23 protein-coding genes are annotated in these 23,870 nt (G+C 72.4%); 12 read left to right on the forward strand and 11 right to left on the reverse strand.

The genetic code is table 11. The annotated features are described in order from the left end of the window. Positions 1–46: 46 nt before the first annotated feature. Complete coding sequence (locus ACWD26_RS32410; RefSeq protein ID WP_451275524.1) at positions 47–745, reverse strand: GntR family transcriptional regulator; 699 nt, start codon at positions 743–745, stop codon at positions 47–49. A 259-nt stretch (positions 746–1,004) separates the two neighbouring features. On the opposite strand from ACWD26_RS32410, the gene ACWD26_RS32415 reads away from it, so the two are divergent. The 5 genes from ACWD26_RS32415 to ACWD26_RS32435 all read left to right on the forward strand — a co-directional run bounded on the left by ACWD26_RS32415 (position 1,005) and on the right by ACWD26_RS32435 (position 5,591). Further along, the gene (locus tag ACWD26_RS32415) at positions 1,005–2,324 is read left to right on the forward strand and encodes an MFS transporter (RefSeq protein ID WP_451275525.1); all 1,320 of its coding nucleotides are present in this window, start codon (positions 1,005–1,007) and stop codon (positions 2,322–2,324) included. Beyond that, entirely contained in the window at positions 2,321–3,217 is an 897-nt protein-coding gene (locus ACWD26_RS32420) for a putative hydro-lyase (protein WP_451275526.1), read from the forward strand. The genes ACWD26_RS32415 and ACWD26_RS32420 overlap by 4 nt, the downstream gene beginning before the upstream one ends. A gap of 138 nt (positions 3,218–3,355) precedes the next feature. After that, positions 3,356–4,114, forward strand: coding sequence for a LamB/YcsF family protein (locus tag ACWD26_RS32425; protein ID WP_451275527.1), 759 nt, complete (start codon positions 3,356–3,358; stop codon positions 4,112–4,114). Then, positions 4,111–4,722: a 5-oxoprolinase subunit B family protein gene (locus tag ACWD26_RS32430; RefSeq protein WP_451275528.1), complete on the forward strand. Its 612-nt coding sequence runs from the start codon at positions 4,111–4,113 to the stop codon at positions 4,720–4,722. The genes ACWD26_RS32425 and ACWD26_RS32430 overlap by 4 nt, the downstream gene beginning before the upstream one ends. Continuing rightward, positions 4,719–5,591 carry a 5-oxoprolinase subunit C family protein gene (locus ACWD26_RS32435; RefSeq protein ID WP_451275529.1) on the forward strand — a complete coding sequence of 291 codons (873 nt, stop codon included), beginning with the start codon at positions 4,719–4,721 and terminating at the stop codon, positions 5,589–5,591. The genes ACWD26_RS32430 and ACWD26_RS32435 overlap by 4 nt, the downstream gene beginning before the upstream one ends. A gap of 43 nt (positions 5,592–5,634) precedes the next feature. Here the strand turns inward: ACWD26_RS32435 and ACWD26_RS32440 are convergent, their stop codons facing one another. From ACWD26_RS32440 to ACWD26_RS32460, 5 genes are all read right to left on the reverse strand, one after another. Further along, positions 5,635–6,483: an SGNH/GDSL hydrolase family protein gene (locus ACWD26_RS32440; protein WP_451275530.1), complete on the reverse strand. Its 849-nt coding sequence runs from the start codon at positions 6,481–6,483 to the stop codon at positions 5,635–5,637. Beyond that, positions 6,480–7,640 carry a glycosyltransferase gene (locus ACWD26_RS32445; RefSeq protein WP_451275531.1) on the reverse strand — a complete coding sequence of 387 codons (1,161 nt, stop codon included), beginning with the start codon at positions 7,638–7,640 and terminating at the stop codon, positions 6,480–6,482. Before ACWD26_RS32445 ends, ACWD26_RS32440 begins: the two co-directional genes overlap by 4 nt. Then, positions 7,637–8,767 carry a glycosyltransferase family 4 protein gene (locus tag ACWD26_RS32450; RefSeq protein ID WP_451275532.1) on the reverse strand — a complete coding sequence of 377 codons (1,131 nt, stop codon included), beginning with the start codon at positions 8,765–8,767 and terminating at the stop codon, positions 7,637–7,639. Before ACWD26_RS32450 ends, ACWD26_RS32445 begins: the two co-directional genes overlap by 4 nt. 139 nt (positions 8,768–8,906) lie before the next feature. Next, complete coding sequence (locus ACWD26_RS32455) at positions 8,907–10,325, reverse strand: HEAT repeat domain-containing protein (protein WP_451275533.1); 1,419 nt, start codon at positions 10,323–10,325, stop codon at positions 8,907–8,909. A gap of 302 nt (positions 10,326–10,627) precedes the next feature. Then, positions 10,628–11,020 carry an ankyrin repeat domain-containing protein gene (locus ACWD26_RS32460; RefSeq protein WP_451275534.1) on the reverse strand — a complete coding sequence of 131 codons (393 nt, stop codon included), beginning with the start codon at positions 11,018–11,020 and terminating at the stop codon, positions 10,628–10,630. A 270-nt stretch (positions 11,021–11,290) separates the two neighbouring features. On the opposite strand from ACWD26_RS32460, the gene ACWD26_RS32465 reads away from it, so the two are divergent. Both ACWD26_RS32465 and ACWD26_RS32470 read left to right on the forward strand, forming a co-directional pair. Next, complete coding sequence (locus ACWD26_RS32465) at positions 11,291–11,485, forward strand: hypothetical protein (protein WP_005485586.1); 195 nt, start codon at positions 11,291–11,293, stop codon at positions 11,483–11,485. A 37-nt stretch (positions 11,486–11,522) separates the two neighbouring features. After that, positions 11,523–13,094: a hypothetical protein gene (locus ACWD26_RS32470; protein WP_451275535.1), complete on the forward strand. Its 1,572-nt coding sequence runs from the start codon at positions 11,523–11,525 to the stop codon at positions 13,092–13,094. Positions 13,095–13,256: 162 nt separating this feature from the next. Here the strand turns inward: ACWD26_RS32470 and ACWD26_RS32475 are convergent, their stop codons facing one another. Then, positions 13,257–14,756 (reverse strand): SCO1417 family MocR-like transcription factor, encoded by a 1,500-nt coding sequence (locus tag ACWD26_RS32475; protein ID WP_451275536.1) that lies wholly within the window; start codon positions 14,754–14,756, stop codon positions 13,257–13,259. A gap of 169 nt (positions 14,757–14,925) precedes the next feature. Here ACWD26_RS32475 and yczE point away from each other — a divergent pair, with 169 nt between their 5' ends. The 4 genes from yczE to ACWD26_RS32495 all read left to right on the forward strand — a co-directional run bounded on the left by yczE (position 14,926) and on the right by ACWD26_RS32495 (position 18,369). Beyond that, the gene (yczE, locus tag ACWD26_RS32480; protein ID WP_451275615.1) at positions 14,926–15,558 is read left to right on the forward strand and encodes a membrane protein YczE; all 633 of its coding nucleotides are present in this window, start codon (positions 14,926–14,928) and stop codon (positions 15,556–15,558) included. Further along, the gene (locus tag ACWD26_RS32485; RefSeq protein ID WP_451275537.1) at positions 15,555–16,322 is read left to right on the forward strand and encodes a glycerophosphodiester phosphodiesterase; all 768 of its coding nucleotides are present in this window, start codon (positions 15,555–15,557) and stop codon (positions 16,320–16,322) included. The genes yczE and ACWD26_RS32485 overlap by 4 nt, the downstream gene beginning before the upstream one ends. Before the next feature lie 41 nt (positions 16,323–16,363). After that, the gene (locus ACWD26_RS32490; RefSeq protein WP_451275538.1) at positions 16,364–17,728 is read left to right on the forward strand and encodes an MFS transporter; all 1,365 of its coding nucleotides are present in this window, start codon (positions 16,364–16,366) and stop codon (positions 17,726–17,728) included. A gap of 266 nt (positions 17,729–17,994) precedes the next feature. Next, entirely contained in the window at positions 17,995–18,369 is a 375-nt protein-coding gene (locus ACWD26_RS32495; RefSeq protein WP_003977404.1) for an RNA polymerase-binding protein RbpA, read from the forward strand. 339 nt (positions 18,370–18,708) lie between these two features. Here the strand turns inward: ACWD26_RS32495 and fxsA are convergent, their stop codons facing one another. The 4 genes from fxsA to ACWD26_RS32515 all read right to left on the reverse strand — a co-directional run bounded on the left by fxsA (position 18,709) and on the right by ACWD26_RS32515 (position 22,959). Further along, complete coding sequence (fxsA, locus tag ACWD26_RS32500) at positions 18,709–19,299, reverse strand: FxsA family membrane protein (RefSeq protein WP_451275539.1); 591 nt, start codon at positions 19,297–19,299, stop codon at positions 18,709–18,711. 91 nt (positions 19,300–19,390) lie between these two features. Next, positions 19,391–20,206 (reverse strand): polyprenol monophosphomannose synthase, encoded by an 816-nt coding sequence (locus ACWD26_RS32505; protein ID WP_451275540.1) that lies wholly within the window; start codon positions 20,204–20,206, stop codon positions 19,391–19,393. Positions 20,207–20,800: 594 nt separating this feature from the next. Next, positions 20,801–22,405 carry an amidohydrolase gene (locus tag ACWD26_RS32510; RefSeq protein WP_451275541.1) on the reverse strand — a complete coding sequence of 535 codons (1,605 nt, stop codon included), beginning with the start codon at positions 22,403–22,405 and terminating at the stop codon, positions 20,801–20,803. Positions 22,406–22,518: 113 nt separating this feature from the next. Beyond that, entirely contained in the window at positions 22,519–22,959 is a 441-nt protein-coding gene (locus ACWD26_RS32515) for an Lrp/AsnC family transcriptional regulator (RefSeq protein ID WP_033532524.1), read from the reverse strand. A 267-nt stretch (positions 22,960–23,226) separates the two neighbouring features. On the opposite strand from ACWD26_RS32515, the gene ACWD26_RS32520 reads away from it, so the two are divergent. Continuing rightward, a complete protein-coding gene (locus tag ACWD26_RS32520; RefSeq protein ID WP_451275542.1) occupies positions 23,227–23,652 on the forward strand; it encodes a hypothetical protein in 426 nt (141 codons plus the stop codon). Positions 23,653–23,870 lie beyond the last annotated feature (218 nt).

Below are 23,870 nucleotides of genomic sequence, written 5' to 3' on the forward strand. Positions count from 1 at the left end.
ACTAGGTCCTGGGTCTGACAACAACCCAAACGCTTCCCCGCGTCCCTTACGGGGCGCTGTCCATCACCCTTCGCCCGTAGACCTCCACCAGGCCCTGGAGCGAGTCGTCGAGATAGGCCGCCAACATCCGCTCCGCCTCGTCCCGCTCCCCCCGCTGCAGCGTCTGCAGGATCAGCAGGTTTCGCGCCAGGTACGGCTCGTACAACTTGCGCGGATTGTCCACCACGTGGAAGGCGAGCCGGAGTTCGGCGAAGACGCTGCGCATCAGCTCGTCGGTGCGGGCGCTACCGGCGAGGGCGACGAGTTCGCGGTGGAAGTGGATGTTGGCGGTGGACACACCTTTCCAGTCACCTTCGCGGGCCTCGCGCTGCCCCTCCGCAACGGCTTCGGCGAGCCCGTCGAGGCCGTACGGCGGCTCACCGAGCCCGCGTACGACGGCGCACTCGACGAGGCGGCGGGTGCGGTAGATGTCCTCGACGTCCTCGACGGTCAGCACCCGCACGAAGACCCCGCGGTTGAGCTCGTGCACGAGGAGCCGTTCATGGGTGAGCAGGCGGAACGCCTCACGGAGGGTGTTGCGGGACACACCGAGGGCGCCGCCGATGCTGTCCTCGGACAGCCGCGTCCCGGGCAGGAAGAAGCCCTCGGCGATCCGGCTCCGGAGGATGTCCGAAACCCGCTCGGCGGTGCTGGTCCGCCCCAGGAGGGCGCGATCGTCGGCAAGGCCGGTCAGTTCGGGGGCCATGCCCGGAATTCAACCGCAGACACAAGAACGAAACAACATGGGTATTGAGGGATCGTTCAACGATCCTCTACCTTGCTGGGCAGGCGCCCTCCGCTCGTCCCCGGCGCCGCCCGCTCCCGCACGGCACTGCGACGCACCGCGACGCACATCGAGGCGCCAAGGCGCACCACGGAACAGCACTACGGCACGGCACCACGACGCACCGCAACACGGCACGGCTCAGTCCTCACGCACTCTCCTCCCTCACTGCGAGGTGCCCATGAGCACGACCCCTCCCTCCCCGGCCCTGAGTTCCACCACCAAGCCCGGCCCGGACGAACCGGCTTCCGACGACGGCGCGTTCGGCTGGCTGCGCGCCCTCGGCCCGCGCGGCCGACGCGCCTTCGGCGGCGCGTTCGGCGGCTATGCGCTCGACTCGTACGACTACTTCACGCTGCCGCTGAGCATGGTCGCGCTGGCGGCCTACTTCGGCCTGGACAGCGGCCAGACCGGGCTGTTCACCACGGTCACCCTGGTCGTCTCGGCGATCGGCGGCGCCGCCGCGGGTGTGCTCGCGGACCGGATAGGGCGCGTGAAGGCTCTGATGATCACCGTCGCGACGTACGCGGTGTTCACCGTGGCCTGTGGCTTCGCGCCCAACTACGAGACCCTGCTGGTCTTCCGCGCCCTTCAGGGACTGGGCTTCGGCGGTGAGTGGGCGGTCGGCGCGATCCTGGTCGCCGAGTACGCGAGCGCCAAGCACCGGGGGCGCACGCTCGGCGCCATCCAGAGCTCCTGGGCCGTGGGCTGGGGACTGGCCGTGATCGTCTACACGATGGTCTTCTCGTTCTTCGACGACGACCTCGCCTGGCGCGTCATGTTCTGGACCGGCGCACTGCCCGCACTGCTGGTGGTCTGGGTGCGCCGCTCGGTGAAGGACGCGCCCGAAGCGGCGGCCGCGCGGGAGCAGAGCGCCGAGAAGGGCTCGTTCGCCGCGATCTTCCGGCGAGGCACGGCCACCGCTCCCGGACTGCTGCGCACCACGGTCTTCGCGGTGCTGCTCTCCACCGGTGTGCAGGGCGGCTACTACACGCTGGCGACCTGGGTCCCCACGTACCTGAAGACGGAGCGCGGCCTGTCGGTCGTCGGCACCGGCGGCTACCTCACCTTCCTGATCTCCGGCGCCTTCATCGGCTACCTCACCGGCGGCTATCTCACCGACCGGCTGGGCCGGCGCCGGAACATCTGGCTCTTCGCCGTGCTCTCGGCGCTGTGCATCCTGGCGTACGCGAACATCCCCAGCGGCGCCAACACCCTGCTCCTGGTGCTCGGTTTCCCGCTCGGGTTCTGCATGTCGGCCATCTTCAGCGGCTTCGGCTCGTTCCTCAGCGAGCTGTACCCGGCGGCCGTCCGGGGCACCGGGCAGGGCTTCACGTACAACACCGGGCGGGCGGTGGGCGCGATCTTCCCCACCACGGTCGGCTTCCTGGCCGACAGCTGGGGCGTGGGCGGCGCGCTGATCTTCGGCGCGATCGGCTACGGCCTGGCGGCGGTGGCCCTGCTCGGCCTTCCGGAGACGCGCGGAAAGGAACTGGTGTGAACCACGTGACCACCCAGGACCGCCCCCGCCCCCGCCCCCGCACCAGCACCAGCAGCGGCACCGGCAGCACGCAACCCCCTCCGCCCGACCGCCCCTTGACCCTCGTCGACCCGCACGCGCACGCGTGGACCCCCGAAGAGGCACGCTCCCGGTTCCGTTCGGGCGTGTCGGGCCCCACGGCCGGGGTCGCCGCCGGCCACACCCAGGCGAACCTGATCTCGGTGCCCGCCGACTGGGCGTACGACATGCTGCTGTTCTGCCAGCGCAACCCCAAGCCGTGTCCCGTGCTCGACGTCACGGACGCGGGCGCGTGGACGACTCCGCTGGCGGAGAGCGCGGACCTGCGTACGGATCTGCCGCGCTACCGGGTCTGGGAGCACGGCGAGTTGGTGGCCGAGCCGACGGAGGTGGTGGACGTCTGGCGGGACGATCTGGTGTCGTTCCTGATCGGCTGCAGCTTCACCTTCGAGTGGGTGCTCACCGAGGCGGGCGTCCCGATGCGCCACATCGAGCAGGGCCGCAACGTCTCCATGTACGTCACCGGCCGTCAGTGCCGGCCCGCAGGGCGCGTGCGCGGCCCGATGGTGGTGTCGATGCGCCCCGTGCCTCCCGAGCACCTGGCCGCCGCGATCCGGGAGAGCAGCCTGCTCCCGGCCGTGCACGGCGGCCCGGTGCACTGCGGCGAGGCGGCCGGCCTCGGCATCGCGGACCTGTCCCGCCCGGACTTCGGCGACCCGGTGGACGCCGAACCGGACGACATCCCGGTGTTCTGGGCCTGCGGGGTGACACCGCAGGCCGCGGTGATGGCCTCACGCCCGCCGTTCGCGATCACCCACGCACCGGGCCAGATGTTCCTGACCGACGCCCGTGACGAGCAGTATCGCGTGCTCTGACGGGCGATCCGACGGGAGCCGTGATCCCACGGGAGCCGTGCCCAGGAGACGGGCAGAACGACCACCGGACCGACCACCGGACCGACCACCGGAACGACCACCGGACCGACCACCGGAACGACCAGCAGAATGGGACCCATGATCTCCATCGACCTCAACGCCGACCTCGGCGAGGGCTTCGGCCGCTGGACGCTGACAGACGACGAGCAGTTGCTGTCCGTCGTCACCAGCGCCAACGTGGCCTGCGGCTTCCACGCCGGGGACGCGGCCACCATGCGCCGTGTGTGCGAGCTGGCGGCCGAGCGCGGTGTACGGGTCGGCGCCCAGGTCTCGTACCGCGACCTGGCGGGCTTCGGGCGGCGCGCGATGGACGTGCCGCCCGCCGAACTGGCGGCCGAGGTGGCCTACCAGATCGGCGCCCTGGAGGTCTTCGCACGCGCGGCGGGCACGCGCGTGTCGTACGTGAAACCGCACGGCGCGCTCTACAACCGTGTCGTGCTCGACGAGGAACAGGCGGCGGCGGTGGTCGACGGGGTGCTCCTCGCCGACGCCTCGCTGCCCGTCCTCGGCCTTCCCGGCTCGCGCTTCCTCAAGGTGGCCGAGGGGGCGGGACTGCCCCCCGTCACCGAGGCGTTCGCGGACCGCGCGTACACCGACCAGGGCACACTGGTGCCGCGCGGCCAGGACGGTGCCGTGATCACGGACGCCGATGCCGTGGTCGGGCGGTCGGTCGAGCTGGCCCGCTCCGGCACGATCGTCTCCCGCTCCGGGGAACGCATCCCCGTCCGCGCCCGCTCCCTGTGCCTGCACGGGGACACTCCGGGCGCGGTGGAGCTGGCCCGGCGGGTGCGGACCGAACTGACGGCGGCCGACGTGCGCGTGGAGGCGTTCGCATGAGGACGCTCCCGGTGGGGGACCGCGCGCTGCTGATCGAGGTGGGCACGGGTGAGGAGGCCGAGGCCCTGCACGCCGAGCTGCTGCGCCGCCGCGCGACGGGCGAGCTGGCGGCGACCGAGATCGTCCCCGCGGCCCGCACGGTGCTCCTGGACGGCCTCGACGACCCGTCCCGCCTCGCCGAGCGCCTCACCGCCTGGGACGTACCGCCCGTCGCCGCGCGCGCGGAGGACGTCGTCGAGATCCCCGTACGGTACGACGGCCCCGATCTGCCGGATGTCGCCGCCCATTGGGGTGTCGACGAGGCGGAGGTGGCCCGTATCCACGCGTCGGCCGAGTTCCGGGTGGCCTTCTGCGGCTTCGCCCCCGGCTTCGGCTACCTCACCGGGCTGCCCCGCGAGGTCCCCCGCCGGGCGACCCCGCGGACGGCCGTCCCGGCGGGGTCGGTCGCCCTGGCCGGCCCGTACACCGGGGTCTACCCGCGCTCCTCCCCCGGCGGCTGGCAGCTGATCGGTACGACGGACACCGTTCTGTGGGACCACGCGCGCGTGCCGGCCGCGCTGCTGGCACCGGGCACCCGCGTCCGCTTCACGCCCCTGGGGACGTCGTGACGGACCATGCCCTCGTGGTGGTCCGCGCCGGTGCGCTGACCACCGTCCAGGACCAGGGTCGCCCCGGCCACGCCCACCTCGGCGTACCGCGCTCGGGAGCGCTCGACGCGCCCGCGGCGGCCTTGGCCAACCGTTTGGTGGGCAACCCCCCGCAGGCCGCCGTTCTGGAGACCACCCTCAACGGCTGTTCCGTCCGCCCCCGCTCGACGGTGACCGTCGCTGTCTGCGGCGCCCCGTGCCCCGTCACCGTGGACGGCCGCCCGGCCCCTTGGGGAGCACCGGTTCGGGTACCCGGCGGGGCTCTCCTCGATGTCGGTGCCGCTCGCTCCGGCGTACGCGGCTATCTGGCCGTCTCCGGCGGTGTGGCCGTGGAGCCGGTGCTCGGCAGCCGCTCCACCGATCTGCTGTCGGGTCTCGGCCCGGCGCCGCTGACGGACGGCACCGTGCTCCCGCTCGGCCGCCCGACCCATGTCCACGCGCGCGTGGACGTCGTCCCGCACCCGGCGCCGCCCTCGGAACTCGTCCTGCGCGTCACGCTGGGGCCCCGCGACGACTGGTTCACGGCCACGGCACTGCGCACCCTCACCAGGCACCCGTACACCGTCTCGTCCGCGAGCAACCGCATCGGGCTGCGCACGGAGGGACCCGCGCTAAAGCGTGCCCGGGCGGGTGAACTGCCCAGTGAGGGGATGGTGCTGGGCGCCGTCCAGGTGCCGCCGGACGGCCGCCCGGTCGTCTTTCTCGCCGATCATCCGACCACCGGGGGTTACCCCGTGATCGCGGTGGTCCGTCCCGCGGACCTGCCCGGCGCGGCCCAGGCCGCGCCGGGAACGCCAGTGCGGTTCATCGCCGTACGGCACCGCCGCTGACCAACCGCGCGTAACCGTCGCGTGTCCGTCGCCGGGGGCCGCCTCACGCCACCTCCGGCCGCTGTTCCGACACGGACAGTGCCGCCAGGGCCGACGCGACCGCGTGGGAGGCGGACAGGTCGAGGCGGGCGCTGGTGCCGCGCGCCTTGTGGCGCACCTCGGCGGCGGCGAGGGTGAGGAGCTGCGGCAGCAGGTCGGTGCAGCGCCGGGCCACCCAGCCCGTGCCCGCGGTGGCCAGCCACCACAGGCTGGCACCGCGGGTGGGCGTCGGGAACTCGGGCTCGGCGCAAGGAGCGGGGCCCGTGGCGATGCCGGCCTCCGTGAGCAGGGCGTGGAAGCGGACGGCGAGCTGCCGGTGCCCTCGCTCGCCGGGATGCAGCCGGTCCGCGCTCCACATCGCGCGGTCGGTCAGCCAGGCGCCCTCGGAGACGTGCAGATGCACCGCCCCATGGCGCTCGGACAGGGCGTGGACCACCGTGTTGACGGCCCGCTGGCGACGGGCGAGCGGCCTGGCGAGCGCCCCGGGCAGGCCGAGCATCGCCCCGGGGTCGGGCAGACACGCAGTGAGCAGGATCGTGCCCCGCTCCCGGAAGGCCCCGTAGATCTCGTCGAGGCGGGCGGCGACGGCGTGGATGTCGAAGGTGCAGCGGAGGGTGTCGTTGACGCCGATGACGACGGAGGCGATGTCCGGGCCGAGCGCGAGCGCGGCGGACAGCTGCCGGTCCAGCACGTCACGTGTCTGGGAGCCGCTGACGGCGAGGTTGCTGAACTCCACCGCGGGTCCGAGCCCCTCGGCGAGCAGCGCGGCCCAGCCCCGCCGGCCGCCCTCGGCGGGGTCGCCCACGCCCTCGGTGAGGGAGTCGCCGAGGGCCACGAACCGCAGGGGTCTCATCCGACGCCCTCCCGCACCGGGCGCCCGACGGTCGCGTCGTGCGCGGCGAGGAAGGCGTCCACCGCCGCCTGCCAGCCGAAGCACTCGGCACGCGCGCGTGCCGCCTCCCTGCGCTCGTCCTCGGGCAGGTCTAGGAGCAGCTCGACGGCGTCCGCGAAGGGGTCCCCGTTGTCCGCCGCCGTCGCCCCGGCCGACCCGATGACCTCCGGCAGCGCGGACGACGAGCTGGCCACCACGGGCGTACCGCAGGCCATCGCCTCCAGGGCGGCCAGCCCGAACGTCTCGGCGGGCCCAGGGGCCAGGGCCACATCGGCGGAGGCCTGCAGGGCGCCCAGCATGTCGCGGTCGCCCACATGCCCCAGGAAGGTCACCGGCAGGCCCTTCGCCCGCTGTTCGAGCCTGCCGCGCAGCGGCCCGTCCCCGGCGACGACCAGCACGGCCCGCCGTCCGCGCCTGAGCAGCGCCTCCAGGGCGTCGACGGCCGTACCGGGCCGCTTCTCCACCGACAGCCGGGAGCACATCACCAGCAGAACCTCGTCCCCGCGCGCGTGCCGCGCGCGCAGCCCCGGGTCCCGCAGCGCCGGGTGGCGTCCCACGAGGTCGACGCCGAGCGGTGCCCGTACGACGTTCCGGGCGCCGATCCGCACGAACTCCCGTTCCGCGAACTCGGTCGTGCACACGACCCGCGAGTAGGTGTGGGCGGTACGGACGTTGAGGGCGTCGGAGGCCCGTCGGGCCATGCCCTCGGAGAGGCCCCAGGTGCGCAGCACGCCGTCGGCGGTCTCGTGCGAGACCATCACCGCGCGCACCCTGGCCCGCCGGGCCCAGGCGCCGGTCCAGCGCAGCGTGGTGCGGTCGGAGACCTCCAGCCGGTCGGGCTCCAGCGATTCCAGCAGGCCGGCCACCCGCCGTTTGTCGATGAGGACCCGGTAGCCGCCGGTCCCCGGCAGCAGCGGCCCGGGCAGGGTGATGACCCGGCCCTGTTCGGTCTCGCGGTCGGTGTACCGCTCGCCGGGCACGACGAGCACGGCCTCGTGCCCGGCCGCCTCGAACCCCTTGCCCAGCTCCCGCAACGCGGTCCGCAGCCCACCCGAGGCGGGCGCGACGAAGTTGGCGAGCCGCACGATCCTCAGCCTCTGGGACGTGGTTCCGCTCATGCCGCCACCACCGTCCGCGCCGCGAGCACATCGGCGTAGTGCCCGATGAGCTGGTCGCCGACGGCCGCCCAGGTGCGGCCCTCGACCATGGCCCGTCCGGCGGCCCCGTACGCGGCCCGGAGTCCGGGATCGGCGGCCAGCGACCACACGGCGTCGCGTACGGCGGCCCCGTCGCGCGGCGGGACGAGCAGCCCGGTGCGCCCGTGGGCGACGAGGTCGAGCGGGCCTCCGGCGGCGGGCGCCACCACGGGAACCCCGCTCGCCATGGCCTCCTGCACGGTCTGGCAGAAGGTCTCGAAGGGGCCGGTGTGGGCGAAGACGTCGAACGAGGCGAAGATCCGGGCGAGCTCGTCGCCGGTGCGGCGGCCCAGGAAGACGGCGCCGGGCAGGGCTTCGCGCAGGCCCGGTTCGCTCGGCCCGTCGCCCACGACGACGACGCGTACGCCGTCCAGGCCGCATGCCCCGGCCAGCAGCTCGACCTGCTTCTCGGGGGCGAGTCGGCCGACGTAGCCGACGATCAGTTCACCGTTCGGGGCCAGTTCCCGGCGCAGCGCCTCGTCGCGCAGCTCGGGGCGGAACCGGACTGTGTCGACGCCACGCGGCCAGAGGCTCACCCGGGGCACGCCGTGTGCCTCCAGGTCGCGCAGGGCCGCGCTGGACGGCGCGAGGGTGCGGTCGGCGGCGGCGTGCACGGAGCGGATGCGCCGCCAGGCCGCCGCCTCGCCGGCGTGCACGTAGGTGCGGGCGTATCCGGCGAGGTCGGTCTGGTAGATGGCGACGGCGGGGACACCGAGGCGGGCGGCGGCCGCCATGCCGCGCACGCCGAGGACGAAGGGGCTGGCCAGATGGACGATGTCGGCCCGGTGTTCGACGATCGCCGCGGCGACTCTGCGACTGGGCAGGGCGACGCGGACCTGGGGGTAACCCGGGAGCGGAAGGGAAGGGACGCGGACGACGGGGCACGGTGCCTGGAGGTCGGCTCCGGCCCCGGTTCCCTGGGCGGTGGCCGGGGCCACGACGAGCGGGGCACGCCCCCGCGCGACGAGGTGTCGCGCGGTCTGCAGGGCGCAGTGGGCCACGCCGTTCACATCGGGGGGAAAGGACTCGGTCACTATGACGACACGCATACCGGTGTTGTCGTCGTGCTGGACGTGGCCGCGTCAACGTGGATCTTTCCGGGCGGGGAACGTCCCATGAGCGTTGCGCTGCGCACATGTCCAGGTCAGGCCACGTCCACGCCCACCTGACCTCCGAGTCACCCGATGTTCACACTGCGGGCATGTCAGGACCGATTCGGCTACGTACGGCTGTCTGGACCTCGGCCTCCTCGGCCGGGTCGGCGGCCAGGCGGCGAAGCTGGTCGACGACTCGCGTGTCCCCGGTCTCGGCGTACCGGGCGGCGATCTCGCGGGTGGTCTCCTCGCAGTCCCAGAGGCACTCGACGGCGAAGCCGGCCGGGAAGGAGGGGTCGGTGGCGGCGAGCGCGCGGGCGGCGCGGCCACGGAGGTGGGAGGAGGCGGTCTCGCGGTAGATGTGGCGCAGCACGGGTGCGGCGCAGGCGATGCCCAGGCGGCCGGTGCCGTCGACGAGGGTCCACAGGGTCGGCGCGTCGGGTCCTTCGCCGCGTACGGCCTCCCGCAGCGCGCCCAGCACCAGGTCGCTGTCCTTGGCTCCGCCGAGACAGGCGAGCATGCGCCCGGCGGCGGCGCCGAGGGGGTCCGGCCGGTGGACCCAGCCGCGCGCCCGGTCGACGGCGGCCACGCTGCGCATCCGTTCGAAGGCGTCGACGGCGGCCTCCACGACCATCGTCGTACCGTCGGTCACGGCGCCCTCGATCAGGTCGAGGGCGTCGGGATCGTTGCCGTCGGCGAGGTAGCGCAGGGCGGTGCAGCGGGCGCCGTCGTCACCGGATCGGGCGGCCTGGAGGATCTCGGGCCGGTCCTCGGGACCGGCGACGGCCGTGAGACACCGGGCGGCCGGCACATGGAGAACGGCTCCGCGTTCGATGCCCTGCTGGGCCCACTCGAACACGGCCTTGACGCTCCACCCCGGCCGGGGCCCGCTTGGTCGCATCTGCCGTTGCCAGCGGTCGAAACAGCCGGTCTCCTGGGCGGCACGCACGCGTGTGGCGATCGCCTCGCGGGCATCGTCGGCCCACAACCGCCAGGGCCGGGGCTCGAAGGCGTCACGGACGGCGGCGGCCAGTTCGGCCTCGCCCTGCGGATCGGTGGTGAAGCGGGCCAGGACGGGTTCGGCGAGGGCGCGCAGCCCTTCGTCGTCGTCCCTGAGGGCCAGCTCGTCGAGGGCCCAGGCCCAGCTGGTGCCCACGGCGGCGTACCTGCGCAGCAGTTCGAGCGCGTCCCGCCTGCCGTACGAGGCGAGGTGCCCGAGGACCGCGAGGGCCAGCCCGGTGCGTGACTCGTCGGTGTCCAGCACGTCCTCGGCGTCGAAGAGGTGCCGCTCGATCTCGTCGAGCTCACCGCCGAGGTCGAGGTAGAGACGGGCGTAGTACAGGGAGCGGTTCTCCACCTGCCAGTCGTGGCGGGGGTCGCTCAGCACACAGTGGTTCAGTGCCGCGAGCGCCTCGGCCCGCGGGGCGGTGAGGGCGTGCAGGGTGCCGTCGCCGCGGCCCCGCTGCAGCAGGCCGAGCAGCGTACCGCTGGGCGCTATGACCGGTTCGAACATGGGAAACAGCCTCACATCAAGCGTCGACGCAACCGGGGTTCTTGCTTCACCTGGCCGCGTGACAACACGTCGGGGCGCCCGCCGTTTCCTGCTTGCTGTAGACCATCTTCCTCTGCCTCTCGTCGGTGGCCCATGCGGACCGCATCACGGCCCACGCGGTGCGGCAACACCTGCCCAGCCATCATGTCCGTGAATCACGACGTCATGATGACCCGGCGGTTCGTCCTGCCGCGACCGAAATTTCCGGCGGCCCTGTACCGCCTCCCCCGTCTTTTGCGTTTTGCCTGGTCAGAACATGTGGATCAGTGTGTTGCGAACAGTTCGAGCAGTTCCGTCTTGCCGAACATCCGGGCGGTGTCCACCGCGTTCGGAGTGCCCGCGAGCGGGTCGGCCCCGCCTTCCAGAAGGACCCGGATGACGCTCTCCTCACCCTTGAAAACCGCGCCGGCGAGCGGAGTCTGGCCCCGGTCGTTGACGCGGTCGGCCTCACCACCGCGGGCCAGGAGGGCCCGTACCGCGTCGGCGTGACCGTGGTAGGCGGCGAGCATCACGAGCGAGTCGCCGCGGTCATTGGTGAGGTTGGCCGGAACACCCGCGTCGACGTACGCCACGAGTGCCTCGGTCTCGCCCCTCCGGGCCAGATCGAAGATCTTGGTCGCCAGCTCCACGACCTCAGGGTCGGGGGCTTCGCTCATCGCCGGGACCACCTCTCACATACGCACCGCAAGCCGAACGGGTGAGTCGCCAGAGTACTGGCTCATCGCGCACAAGCGCGGACAGAGCCGAGGCAAAGATCACATCGAGTCCCGTCGTGCGCAACAGCCCAGCCCGGACGGCCCAACGCCGATTCGGCCATACAGGCGAAATCGGCAGGATTTCACCCAGTTGCACCTTTTATCGTATGGATACATGCTGTGACCTTGGAAGAACTCATGGTGACTGTCCCCTCAACCAGGAGAGCCCAAATGATCCTGAACATCTCAGGCGTCGTCCTGCTCGGCGTCATCGTCTTCCTGTTCTTCCGCAAGGACGGCCTGAAGGCCTCGCACTGCATCGTCGTGACCCTCTTCGGCTTCTACCTCGCCAGCACGGGCATCGCCCCGAGCATCACGGCGGGCGGCGAGAGCCTCGCGAGCCTTCTCGGTGGGATCAAGTTCTGACCCCGCCCCCATCCGTACGCACCCCCAGGAGACAGCCGTGGCCCGGGTCCCCCTCCCCCGCATTCTGAGCACCGGCGGCGCGCACCTCGCCAGAAGCCGGGAGCTGGTCCGGACGGCGGCCGACGGCGCCACCGACGTTCTCCACCCGCTGATCACGATCACGCGTGGACTGCGCCGACTGGTCACCGCCGGGCGACGCAGATGGGCCGAGACACCGAAGGACCGGCGCGGGTCGCTGCTGTTCCTGGCGGCCTCGGTCCTTCTGGTCGTGACCCTGGTGCCGTACGGCCCGCTGCTCGCCGTCATCGCCCTGATGGCGGCGGCAGCCTGGTCGGGCCGCGACAGCGCCGGCCCGGACTCCGCCGGGCCCGACGAGTCCCAGACCCAGCGTCTGCGGTCCCTCTACGAAGCCCTGGTCCCCTGCTTCTCGGCCGCCGAGGACCCCGAGCCCCTCTATGCGCACGGCGGTGCCTGGGACAAGGCCTTTCCCACGTACGCGTTCGACGGCACCGGCCGCGTCAGCCATCTGCTGATCCGCTACCCGGCGTACTTCGCCGACGGCGATGCCGGGACCCGCGCGCGCGTGGAGCAGCTGCTGCACACCAAGGCGGGCCGCGGCCGCGAGTACCGATTCACCTGGGACGAGGAGGGCAACGAGCTCACCGTCGCCGTCCTTCCCCCGCTCGCCACCGACATCGCCGCCCAGCGGTTCGTGACGGCCCCGGGCGAGACGGTCCTCGGCTTCACCGACGCCGCCCATGTCCAGCGCACGCTGCCCCTCCCCTCCGGGGAGGAGCAGCTCTCCTCCGGAGAGGAACAGCGCGATGTACCGCCCGTCATCTGGCGCACCGGCGCCCGCTCCACCGAGCCGCATCTGCTGGCCGTGGGCGAACCGGGCAGCGGCACGACGACCCTGCTCCGCTCGATCGCCCTCCAGGCCCTCCAGCACGGCGACGTCGTCATCGTCGAGGGCGGCGGCAGCGGCGAGTACGCGTGCCTGACCGGCCGCGACGGGGTCCTCGCCGTGGAGTGCGGCCTCTCCGGGGCCCTGGCGAGCCTGGAGTGGGCGTCCCAGGAGACGGAACGCCGGCTCATCGCCACGAACCGCGCCCGCCAGGCGGGGCACCCCACGCCGGACGACACCCTCCGCCCCCTCTGGCTCCTCCTGGACCGCCCGAGCGTCCTCACCCACCTCGCCGGCGCCGACGGCCAACGCGACCCGCAGTCCCTCCTCCAGGTCCCCCTCCGACACGGCCGCGCGGCCAACGTCACCGTGGTGGTCACCGAACAGTTCGACCAACTGGACACCCTCACGGACGCGGTACGCCACCACACCCGCGCGCGCGTGGTCCTGGGCCCCGCCTCCGCCGAACAAGTGGAAGCGGTCCTGGGCGCCCCACCGCCCACCACCCCCACCCCGGACGTCCCCCCGGGCCGCGGCTATGCCCGCCTCGGCTCCACCCCCACACTCCGCCTCCAGGTCCCCGCCACCCCGGACCCCTACGACGAGACGACCCCCGACCGTTACCGCGAGGCAGTCCTCGCCCTCCTGCCACCCCACACGACACCGGCGGACGCCTTGACGAAGACAGCGGCAGCCGAGACCTGAACCGACCCCGCACGGCCGTACTCAACTCGGGCAGCTCGCCACCAGGGCGACACGGTGGGGGGGCGGCGGCACGGATGGGCGCGGCGGCACCCCGCCCGCGCCGGCAAGCGAAAGCCGGCCCCGCCCGGGCACAGCGCCGCCGGGCGGGGCCCAGCCGAACGCTCAGGCCACGAACGTCCGCGGCCCCTCGCCCCCACCCGACGCCCCGTCCCGCACCAACCGCGCCGCCGCGGCCAACCGCACGGCCGCCTCCTCGGCAACCGCTCCCCCCACCGTGAACGGCAACCGCACATACCCCTCGAAGGCCCCGTCGACACCGAACCGAGGCCCCGACGGCACCCGCACCCCCACCCGCTCCCCCAGCTCCGCCAGCCGTGACCCCGACAGACCTCCCGTACGCACCCACAGGGTCAGCCCACCCCGCGGCTCCGAGAACTCCCAGTCCGGCAACTCCCGACGCACCGCCGCGACGAGCGCGTCCCGGTTGTCCCGCGCCTGCTCCCGCCTAATCCCGACGGCCTGCGCCCAACCCCCCGTACTCATCAGCCAGTTCACGGCCAGCTGCTCCAGCACCGGCGTCCCCAGATCCGCGTACGCCCGAGCCGCCACCAGACTCCGGATGACCTCGGGCGCGGCCCGCACCCATCCGATCCGCATGCCGGCCCAGAACGCCTTGCTCGCCGATCCGACGGTGATGACGGTGGACCCCGCGGGGTCGAACGCACAGACGGGCCGCGGCATCGACACATCGTCGTCGAGGTACAGCTCGCTCATCGTCTCGTCGGCGACGAGCACCGTCCCGGCGGCCCGCGCCGCGTCGACGAGCCCCCGCCGCCGGTCCTCGTCGGCGAGCGCACCGGTCGGATTGTGGAAGTCGGCGACGACGTACGCGAGCCGGGGCGCAGCGTCCCGCAGGACCTGCCGCCACCGGTCCATGTCCCACCCGGCGAGCCCGTCGGCCATGGCGACCGGCACCAGCCGGGCCCCCGCCTCCCGCATCAGCTGCAGGATGTTGGCGTACGACGGCGACTCCACCGCGATCCGCTCACCGCGCCCCGCGAAGAGGTGGCAGATGGCGTCCATGGCCCCCATAGCGCCCGTCGTCACCATGATCTGCTCGGGCATGGTCGGGATCCCGCGCGCGGTGTACCGGTCGGCGAGCATCGAGCGCAGTGCGGGCAACCCGGCGGGATAGTCGCCGTGCGTGTGGGCGTACGGCGGCAGCTCCTCCAGCGCGCCCTGCACGGCTCGGGTGAGCCAGGGTTCGGGCGCGGGCAGGGCCGCACAGCCCAGGTCGATCATCGAGCCGAGCGCCTCGGGCGGCAGCGGTTCCAGCCCCCGCGCGGGCAGCGGATTCCCGGCCGGTACGGCGGTCCAACTGCCCGCCCCCCGCCGGGACTCCAGGAACCCCTCCGCCCGCAGCGCCTCGTAGGCCGCCGCGACTGTCGTACGGCTGACGGAGAGGGAGAGCGCCAGCTCGCGCTCGGCGGGCAGCCGGGCGGCCACGGGCACCCGGCCCTCCAGCACCAGCAGCCGGATCCCGTCGGCGAGCGCACGATAGGCGGGCGGGCGGCGGGTGCCGGGACCGGCGGGACGCTCCTGCTGCGAAGTGAGCAGCCGGGCGAGCTGGGCCGCCCCGACCGCCGAAGTCCACTGCGCCATGATTCCAGTCCACCTTCCCCGAATTGGCCATGGATGGCTTCGTTCTCCAAGCCACAGAGTGTCATGCGTCAGGCCACCAACACCACGGGGGGACGTCTTGTCCGCGCAGCACGAGCCGCAGCAGGACCCACAGGACCAGCCACACCAGCCACACCACCCACCGCGCCGTCTGGGGCGACGGCTGATCCAGCTGTACACCGGCCTCGCGCTGTACGGCGCCAGCTCCGCGCTCCTCGTGGAGGCGGGCCTCGGCCTGGAGCCCTGGAACGTGCTGCACCAGGGCCTGGCGGAGCTGACCGGCCTGACCATCGGCGTGGTGTCGATCGTCGTGGGCGCGGTGGTGCTGCTGCTGTGGATCCCGCTCCGCCAGCGCCCGGGTCTCGGCACGGTCTCCAACGTCTTCGTCGTCGGCATCGCGATGGACGCCACTCTGGCGCTGGTGCCCGAGGCGCACACCCTGGCCGTGCGGATTCCCCTGATGATCGCCGGGATCGTGCTCAACGGCGTGGCGACCGGCCTCTACATCGCGGCCCGCTTCGGCCCGGGCCCGCGCGACGGCCTGATGACGGGACTGCACCGCCGTACCGGCCGCTCGGTCCGGCTGATGCGGACCGCCGTGGAGGTGGCGGTGCTGGCGACCGGCTTCGCCCTCGGCGGCACGGTCGGTGTGGGCACGCTCCTCTACGCCCTCTCCATCGGTCCGCTCGCCCAGCTCTTCCTGCGCGTGTTCGCCGTCCCCTCGGAATCCGGCAGCACGGTCGTTGCCACCGGTCCATCGAAGCGGGCCATACTGCCCGGGTGACCGCCCTCATACGCCACCCCTACCTCGACCATCCGGGCCCGATCGCCTTCGCCCACCGGGGCGGAGCGGCGGACGGCCTGGAGAACACCATGGCCCAGTTCCGCCGGGCGGTGGAGTCGGGCTACCGCTACATCGAGACCGATGTGCACGCCACGCTCGACGGCAAGCTCGTCGCCTTCCACGACGCGACCCTGGACCGGATGACCGACCGGGCGGGCCGGATAGCGGACCTGCCCTGGAAGGAGATCCGGCACGCGCGCGTGGCGGGCGTCGAACCGGTCCCCCTCTTCGAGGAACTCCTCGAAACCTTCCCCGAGGTCCGTTGGAACGTCGACATCAAGGCGGAGCCCGCCCTCCACCCCCTCCTCAACCTGATCGCCCGCACCGACTCCTGGGACCGCGTCTGCGTGGGCTCCTTCTCCGAGAGCCGGGTCGCCCGTGCCCAGCGCCTCGCCGGACCGCGCCTGGCGACCTCGTACGGCACGAGCGGCGTCCTGGGGCTGCGGCTGCGTTCCTGGGGCATCCCCGCCACGGTGCGCCGCTCGGCGGTCGCGGCGCAGGTGCCCGAGGCGCAGTCCGGGGTGCCCGTCGTGGACCACCGGTTCGTGCGCGCCGCCCACGCGCGCGGGCTGCACGTCCACGTCTGGACCGTGAACGAACCGCAACGTATGCACCGGCTCCTGGACCTGGGCGTCGATGGCATCATGACCGATCACATCGACACGCTGCGCAAGGTGCTTGAGGACCGGGGGACCTGGGTCTGACGCCCTCACGCGGCCCGTTCAGGGGGAAGCGAGGGGCACGGGTGGGCACCGACACCGTGCGGACGGACGCGGCCGACGAGGCCGAGGGCAGACGGCGCGAACAACGCGGCTGGTACTTCTACGACTGGGCCTGCTCCGTCTACTCGACCAGCGTCCTGACCGTGTTCCTCGGCCCGTATCTGACCGAGGTCGCCAAGTCCGCCGCCGACGCGGACGGGTACGTCCACCCTCTGGGCATACCGGTCCGCGCGGGCTCCTTCTTCGCCTACTCGGTGTCCCTCTCGGTGATCCTCGCCGTCGTGATCATGCCGCTGGTGGGCGCGGCCGCCGACCGTACGGGCCGCAAGAAGCCCCTCCTGGGCGCGGCCGCCTACATCGGGGCCGCCGCGACCGCGGGCATGTTCTTCCTGGACGGCGACCGCTACTTCCTCGGCGGCGTCCTGCTGGTCGTCGCGAACGCGGCGCAGTCCGTCGCGATGATGCTCTACAACTCCTACCTCCCCCAGATCGCACCCCCGGAGGAACGCGACGCCGTCTCCTCGCGGGGCTGGGCCTTCGGCTACGCGGCCGGTTCCCTGGTCCTGGTCGCCAACCTGGTCCTGTTCACCGCCCACGACACCTTCGGGGTCTCCGAGGGCATGGCCGTCCGCATCTGCCTGGCCTCGGCCGGCCTGTGGTGGGGCGCGTTCACCCTGATCCCGCTGAGCCGCCTGCGCGACCGCCGCGGTCCGGCGGGAGAGTCCAAGAGGTCCGAGGAGGCGACGGCCCCCGGCCTGCGCCAGCTCGCGGCGACCGTCCGCGACATGCGCCGCCACCCGCTGACCCTCGGCTTCCTCCTCGCCTACCTCGTCTACAACGACGGCATCCAGACGGTGATCTCGCAGGCCTCGGTGTACGGCTCCGAGGAGCTCGACCTGGGGCAGTCCACGCTCATCGTGGCCGTGCTGCTCGTACAGGTCCTGGCGGTGTGCGGCGCCCTCGGCATGGGTCGGCTCTCCCGCCGCTACGGTGCCAAGCGCACGATCCTAGGCTCCCTGGTCGTCTGGACACTGATCCTCGCCGCCGGCTACTTCCTCCCGTCCGGCGCCCCCGTCTGGTTCTTCGTCCTCGCCTCGGGCATCGGCCTGGTCCTAGGCGGCAGCCAGGCCCTCTCCCGCTCCCTCTTCTCCCACCTCGTACCGCCCGGCAAGGAGGCCGAGTACTTCTCCGCGTACGAGATGAGCGACCGCGGAATGAGCTGGCTGGGCCCCCTGCTGTTCGGTGTGACGTACCAGCTGACCGGAAGTTATCGCGACGCGATCATCTCCCTGGTGGGCTTCTTCATTCTGGGATTCGCCCTGCTCGCAAGGGTTCCGGTGCGCCGGGCGATCAGCGACGCGGGCAATCCCGTACCCGACAGGATTTAGCGCCCGGAGCGAAAGGGCTGTAGTGTACGCGTTTGGCCTGCCAGGCGTACCGTTACTGCGCGTCAAAGATGCCGAAACGCTGGGTGACATCTGCTGTCAGATGTGACAAACCGGGCGCTGGTGGGTACAACAAGGGCGGCTACGACGGCGACGCATGACCCGGAACGGGACACGGAACGGGAATCTTTACCGCCGACCGGACGTTGACCGGATGACGACGACAGCGACACCTGTCCTGTGGGCGACAAGCCCGGGAGGCACGATTCATGAGTGAGCGAGCTCTTCGCGGCACGCGCCTCGTGGTGACCAGCTACGAGACGGACCGCGGCATCGACTTGGCTCCGCGCCAGGCCGTGGAGTACGCATGCGAGAAGGGGCACCGCTTCGAGATGCCCTTCTCGGTCGAGGCGGAGATTCCGCCGGAGTGGGAGTGCAAGGTCTGCGGGGCCCAGGCACTCCTCGTGGACGGCGACGGCCCTGAGGAAAAGAAGGCCAAGCCCGCGCGTACGCATTGGGACATGCTGATGGAGCGGCGCACCCGTGAGGAACTCGAAGAGGTCCTCGAGGAGCGCCTGGCGGTCCTCCGCTCCGGCGCGATGAACATCGCGGTACATCCGCGAGACAGCCGCAAGTCCGCGTAACCCCTCCGGGGTCGGGCGGACCAACAGCGCAACCGATGACCGAGGGCGCCGTACGAACCTGTACGGCGCCCTCGGTCTTTTTGGGTTCGTTGTCGGGTGCGGGTAGCCGGGCTTCTCGCGCCAGTTCCCCGCGCCCCTGAAAAAGCGGGGCTGACCCCCTGCTTTTCCGCCCCCGAAAGGGCCGCAGGCCCTTAAGGGGCGCGGGGAACTGCGCGACCAGCCCCCACCGGACGCTCGCACACCCACCCACCCCGCGCGGAGCGCGAAAAGGGGGGTCGAAGGGGCACAGCCCCTGGAGGATGGGACGGGTAGGGGCGGCGGGGGCGAGGAAAAAACGTCTCAGCTGCCCAGCGGCGATCGCGGCGGCACATCCCCGGAACCAGGGCCCTCGTCGTCCCGAATGACTTCCCCCTGCACGACCTTGCCGTCAGGCCGATGCATCCGCGCCTGCTGAAAGGCATCCCCCAAGGCCCCGGACCCCGCCTCCCGAATCTTCCGCTCGAAGGTCCGCTCGGCATACCGCCCCAACGCCTTCTGCACCGGCGGAACCAACAAAACCAGCCCCACCGCGTCGGACACCAGCCCCGGCAGCATCAGCAACAGACCCCCCAACATCAGGAAGCCGTTGCCCTCGCTCTTACCGCCGCCGGCACCGGCACCCGGCACACCCCCACCGCCCTGCTGCCGTTGCAGCGTCTCGGACAGCGCCCGGAACGCCCGCCGCCCGGCCCGCTTCACCACCGCCGATCCGACGAGGAACCCGGCGACGAGCAGCAGAAAGACCGTGAACCCACCGGCCCCACCCGCGACCACCGTGAGCAGCCAGATCTCCAGCACCAGCCAGGCGGCGACACCCAACGGCAGAAACGTGCGCAGCCGGGAACGCCGGGGCCGGGCAGGGTACGTCGAGGACGGAACGCCAGTCGTCATGCTCCCAGTGTGCCTGGCCCCGGCTCAGCACGGGATAAGGGGATGATCAGGCACGGCCGTCGATCCGCACGGCCCCCGGCCACCCTCGGCCTCAGCCCTGCTTGCCTTCCCCGGTCCCCTTGACGTCCCGCCCCAGCACCTTGCCGACCCGCTCCCCCACACCCCACGCCGTGACCCGCCACAACGCCTCGACGAGGATGTCCCGGCTCATCTTGGAGTCGCCCAACTCGCGCTCGACGAAGGTGATGGGCACCTCGACGACGTGGTAACCCGCCTTGATCGCACGGCGGGCGAGGTCGACCTGGAAGCAGTAGCCCTGGGAGGCGACCTCGTCGAGACCGAGCCCTTCGAGGGTCTCGCGGCGGAAGGCACGGTAGCCGCCGGTGACGTCACGCACGGGGACGTCGAGCAGGACCCGGGAGTAGAGGCTGCCGCCACGTGAGATGAACTCGCGGGACTTCGGCCAGTTGACCACCCGCCCGCCCGGCACCCAACGGGAGCCGAGGACGAGGTCGGCCCCCTTGAGCGCGGTCAGCAGCCGGGGCAGTTCCTCGGGTTGGTGGGAGCCGTCGGCGTCCATCTCGATCAGTACGCCGTAGCCGTTCTCCATGCCCCAGCGGAAGCCCGCGAGGTAGGCGGCGCCGAGCCCTTCCTTGCCCCTGCGGTGCAGCACCTGGACGTGGTCGTCCTCGGCGGCCAGTTCGTCGGCGAGCTTGCCGGTGCCGTCGGGGCTGTTGTCGTCGGCCACCAGGACGTGCGCTTCGGGAACGGCCTTGCGCACCCGGCCGACGATCGCCTTGATGTTCTCCGCCTCGTTGTAGGTCGGGATGATCACCAAGGCCGTGCCGAGCGGGCCGAACCGCCTCTCCTGGCCTTCCGCCGCGAGGGTCCCGTCGCCGTCGTTCACTACTGCCCCTTCAAGTCCGTACGCAGGGGACCACCATAGTGGCCGCGGCCTGCGATGGAGTGTCGGCTCGTGTCCAGAGGGGTGTCGATTCAACCAGGGGTGTGCGGGAGCGCGCCCTGAGTGGCCCGTGCGCCGCCACAGAACCAATCTGATACCAACGCGGTACGGAGTCCAGGTGTCGTGCGCCGAGCTGCGGATGGGGGCCCGACGCCCTTCGGGCCGACCTGGGGCCCGCTGGCTGCGGGTCGACCGAGAGCCGTTGTCTACTGAGCGTCCGGGCCCCACCCGGGTCACACCTACCCGACCGAGCCGGAACGTTCCCTCGACGTAGCGCGAACCCTGGGCCTGGCTCCCAGTGGCGGTGCGCCGATGCGGCACACCACCCCTGACCCAGCGGCGCTTCGACGACCGCGCGGAAGTTCCCCGGTCGGACGTCCGGTGGTGGACCCGGCCGAACCTACCGGCCACCTGCGGCCGACTGTCAACCGCCGTTTGACCTGCGGACTTTCCCTCACATGCCTGGTCGGCGGGGAGGATCCGCAGGTCGCGCGGCGCACCGGCGGACCATGATCGGCTCCGTGCCGGCCCAGGAGATCACTCGCCCGGCCGTACGAAAACCGTTCGGCCGCCCACCACGGTCCGCAGGCAGACGGGCAGGTCGGTGCCGGGGCTGAGATCGGGCAGGCCGGGGGTGCCGGAACGGGGATCGGTGGACCAGCGGGCGACGCGGTCGTCGGGGGCATGGACGACGAGTTCGCCGGTGCGCCACACCGCGTAGTCCGCGGGCGCGCCCGGCACGAGGACACCCGCGTCGTCCCGTCCGATCGCCCGCCAGCCGCCCCGGGTGTGCGCCGTGAACGCGGCGCGCACGGAGACCCGGTGCTCCGGCGTGCGGTGGAAGGCCGCCGCGCGGACGGTGCCCCACGGGTCGAGGGGCGTGACCGGGCTGTCGGAGCCGAAGGCCAGGGGTACGCCGGCGCGCAGCAGGGCCGCGAACGGGTTGAGGGTGCGGGCACGTTCGGCGCCGAGCCGCTGGGCGTACATGCCCTCCTCGCCGCCCCACAGCGCGTCGAAGGCGGGCTGGACGGAAGCCGTGAGGCCGAGTTCGGCAAAGGCGGCGACGGTGTCGGGGGTGAGCATCTCGGCGTGCTCGACGCGGTGCCGGGCGGCCCGTACGCGGGCCGGGCCGACCTTCTCGGCGGCCGCCCGCACTCCCTCGACCACCGAGGCCACCGCGGCGTCCCCGATGGCGTGGAAGCCCGCCTGGAGGCCCGCCTCGGTGCAGGCGACCACATGGGCGGCCACGGCCGCCGCGTCCAGGTAGGCCGTGCCGGTGTGCGCGGCGTCGGCGTACGCCTCGTGCAGGCACGCCGTGTGCGAGCCGAGGGCGCCGTCGACGAAGAGGTCCCCCGCGGCGCCGACGGCCCCGAGGGCGCGGGCCTTCTCGATGTCGCGCTCGGCCCAGTAACCGGCGACACGCGGGCCGGGCTCCTCGGCGGCGATCCGCAGCAGTTCGGTGAAGTCGTCCTCGGAGGAGATCTCCGGGCCCGCGCACTCGTGGACCGAGCCGATGCCGAGCGAGGCGGCGTGCGCGAGGGCCGCCCGCTGGGCCTCGGTGCGCTGGGCGGCGGTGATGGCGCCGAGGGCGGTGGCGCGTACGGCGTGGTGGGCGTCGCGGGTGAGCGGGCCGTCCTCGAAGGCGTCGGCGCCCGGGACCAGGTCGAGCAGGGCGGTGGTGACGACCGCCGAGTGGACGTCGATCCGGCTGAGGTAGAGCGGACGGCCACCGGTGGCCTCGTCGAGTTCGGCGCGGGTCGGCGGGCGTCCGCCGGGCCAGCGGGCGGCGTCCCAGCCGTGGCCGAGGAGGACACGGTCGGCCGGGCGGGCGGCAGCGAATTCCCGTACGAGAACGAGGGCGGCGTCCAGGGTGGGTGCGGCGGAGAGGTCGAGGCCGGTGAGCGCGAGGCCAGTGGCGGTGGTGTGCACATGGGCGTCGGTGAACGCCGGGGTGACCAGGGCTCCTTCGAGGTCGATCACCTCGTCGACGCCGGTCGCGTACGCGTCCGCCGCGCCCTCCGAGCCGACCCAGGCGATCTGGCCGTGCTCCACGACCATCGCGGTGGCGAACGGGTCGGCGGGGCTGTGGACTTCTCCACCGCGCAGCAACACGGTTTCCGAGGAGGCGGTGCGATCACTCATGGGGACAGTCTCGCGTGTGCCGGCCGCCGCGCCGCACCAGGGCCGCGGTTTCAAGGCACCCGGCGCTGTCGGCTGCGCCCACCCCGCAACGGCGGTGGAAGCCGCGCCCCCCGTCAGATCCTCGGCGGGCGGGCCTCGTACGGCGTCGACAGCACCACGGTCGTACGCGTCGACACCCCCGCGAGCGACCGCAGGCGCGCCAGCAGCTCCTCCAGTTCGTGCGGGGTCGCCACACGGACCTTGAGGATGTAGTTCTCGTCGCCGGCGACGCTGTGGCAGGCCTCGATCTCCGGGACGCCGGCGAGGCGTTCGGCGATGTCGTCGGGGGCGCTGGGGTCGAAGGGTTTGACCGAGATGAACGCGGTCATCGGCAGCCCGACGGCCTCCGGGTCGACGACCGCGGCATAGCCCCGGATGACGCCACGCTGCTCGAGTCGGCGCACCCGCTGATGCACCGCCGACGTGGACAGGCCCGTGGCCTTGCCCAGGTCGGTGTAGCTCATCCGCCCGTCCGCGACGAGCAGCTGCACGATCTGTCGGTCCAGCTCCTCCATGGCGCAAGAACCTACAGTGCGGTTGATCTCCTCCGGTACCTGAGCGGCGCAGGTCATGCCCGGTTCGTGATGTGGCTGAGGATCACCCGTGAGCCAGCGGGTCCCATCGGCGCCGCGCCGGGCACCTGCGGGCGGCATGTGACGAAGACCACATCACCCGAACAGGCTTCGTGATGATCTCGTGATTACCGCCGAGACGGGGCGGGAAGTGCTTGCTGTGGTCGAGGCCGCAGTGCCGTCACGACCCAGCCCGAGGGGGAGAATCCCATGCAGAGTCTTAAGCGCCCTGGTCGTACCGCACCCAAGCGTCTCCAGGCGGTCATCGAGCCCGAGCCGGAGGGCGTCGAACCGGACGACGAGTTCGACGCGTACGACACCTTCGAGATGTACCGGGTGATCTGCCCGGACTGCGCACAGCCCATCGCCCTGCTGTCCGACGAGGACACCCTGCCGGAGCACGCGCTGGTCGTGTCGCCGTGGAACCCGTTCGGGCTCACGGTCTGCGCCGGTACGGGCCGTTCGGCGAGCGACGCCCGGTCTGCGGACGAGTCCGTCGAGCCGCAGGAGCAGGACACCGCCCTTCTGTTGACGCTCCCTCAGGGACTCGACTGGCGGACACAGCCCTTCTCGCACGTCGGCGGCCCGGGCTCGCGCCCGATGCGCGTGCCGGTGCTGCGGCGTCAGGCCGCTTGATTCCAGGGCCGGTTCGGCCCGCCGCCTCCGTACTCCGCAGTCGAGCCGACGCGGCCGTACCGGAGGATCCGTTCCCAGCAGTCGTCCCGCACCATGGCGTCACGCGAGCTGCCATGGTGCGGTTCAGTGCGCCGGTGCGGGTCGAGCGCGTTCGGGGGCGGGTTCACCGTGCCCCGTTCGACTCCGTCGCGAACTCAGGCACGATTTGCGGGAGCGGT

It is taken from the genome of Streptomyces sp. NPDC002787, assembly GCF_053592095.1.

What these genes read in the sequence shown, in the direction of transcription:
- ACWD26_RS32515 (WP_033532524.1), bottom strand. Translation starts at nt 22,959, where the DNA reads ATGGAGGAGCTGGACCGACAGATCGTGCAGCTGCTCGTCGCGGACGGG.
- ACWD26_RS32475 (WP_451275536.1), bottom strand. Translation starts at nt 14,756, where the DNA reads ATGGCGCAGTGGACTTCGGCGGTCGGGGCGGCCCAGCTCGCCCGGCTG.
- ACWD26_RS32495 (WP_003977404.1), top strand. Translation starts at nt 17,995, where the DNA reads ATGAGTGAGCGAGCTCTTCGCGGCACGCGCCTCGTGGTGACCAGCTAC.
- ACWD26_RS32510 (WP_451275541.1), bottom strand. Translation starts at nt 22,405, where the DNA reads ATGAGTGATCGCACCGCCTCCTCGGAAACCGTGTTGCTGCGCGGTGGA.
- ACWD26_RS32455 (WP_451275533.1), bottom strand. Translation starts at nt 10,325, where the DNA reads ATGTTCGAACCGGTCATAGCGCCCAGCGGTACGCTGCTCGGCCTGCTG.
- ACWD26_RS32520 (WP_451275542.1), top strand. Translation starts at nt 23,227, where the DNA reads ATGCAGAGTCTTAAGCGCCCTGGTCGTACCGCACCCAAGCGTCTCCAG.
- ACWD26_RS32430 (WP_451275528.1), top strand. Translation starts at nt 4,111, where the DNA reads ATGAGGACGCTCCCGGTGGGGGACCGCGCGCTGCTGATCGAGGTGGGC.
- ACWD26_RS32415 (WP_451275525.1), top strand. Translation starts at nt 1,005, where the DNA reads ATGAGCACGACCCCTCCCTCCCCGGCCCTGAGTTCCACCACCAAGCCC.
- ACWD26_RS32450 (WP_451275532.1), bottom strand. Translation starts at nt 8,767, where the DNA reads ATGCGTGTCGTCATAGTGACCGAGTCCTTTCCCCCCGATGTGAACGGC.
- ACWD26_RS32425 (WP_451275527.1), top strand. Translation starts at nt 3,356, where the DNA reads ATGATCTCCATCGACCTCAACGCCGACCTCGGCGAGGGCTTCGGCCGC.
- ACWD26_RS32410 (WP_451275524.1), bottom strand. Translation starts at nt 745, where the DNA reads ATGGCCCCCGAACTGACCGGCCTTGCCGACGATCGCGCCCTCCTGGGG.
- fxsA (WP_451275539.1), bottom strand. Translation starts at nt 19,299, where the DNA reads ATGACGACTGGCGTTCCGTCCTCGACGTACCCTGCCCGGCCCCGGCGT.
- ACWD26_RS32465 (WP_005485586.1), top strand. Translation starts at nt 11,291, where the DNA reads ATGATCCTGAACATCTCAGGCGTCGTCCTGCTCGGCGTCATCGTCTTC.
- ACWD26_RS32440 (WP_451275530.1), bottom strand. Translation starts at nt 6,483, where the DNA reads ATGAGACCCCTGCGGTTCGTGGCCCTCGGCGACTCCCTCACCGAGGGC.
- ACWD26_RS32445 (WP_451275531.1), bottom strand. Translation starts at nt 7,640, where the DNA reads ATGAGCGGAACCACGTCCCAGAGGCTGAGGATCGTGCGGCTCGCCAAC.
- ACWD26_RS32460 (WP_451275534.1), bottom strand. Translation starts at nt 11,020, where the DNA reads ATGAGCGAAGCCCCCGACCCTGAGGTCGTGGAGCTGGCGACCAAGATC.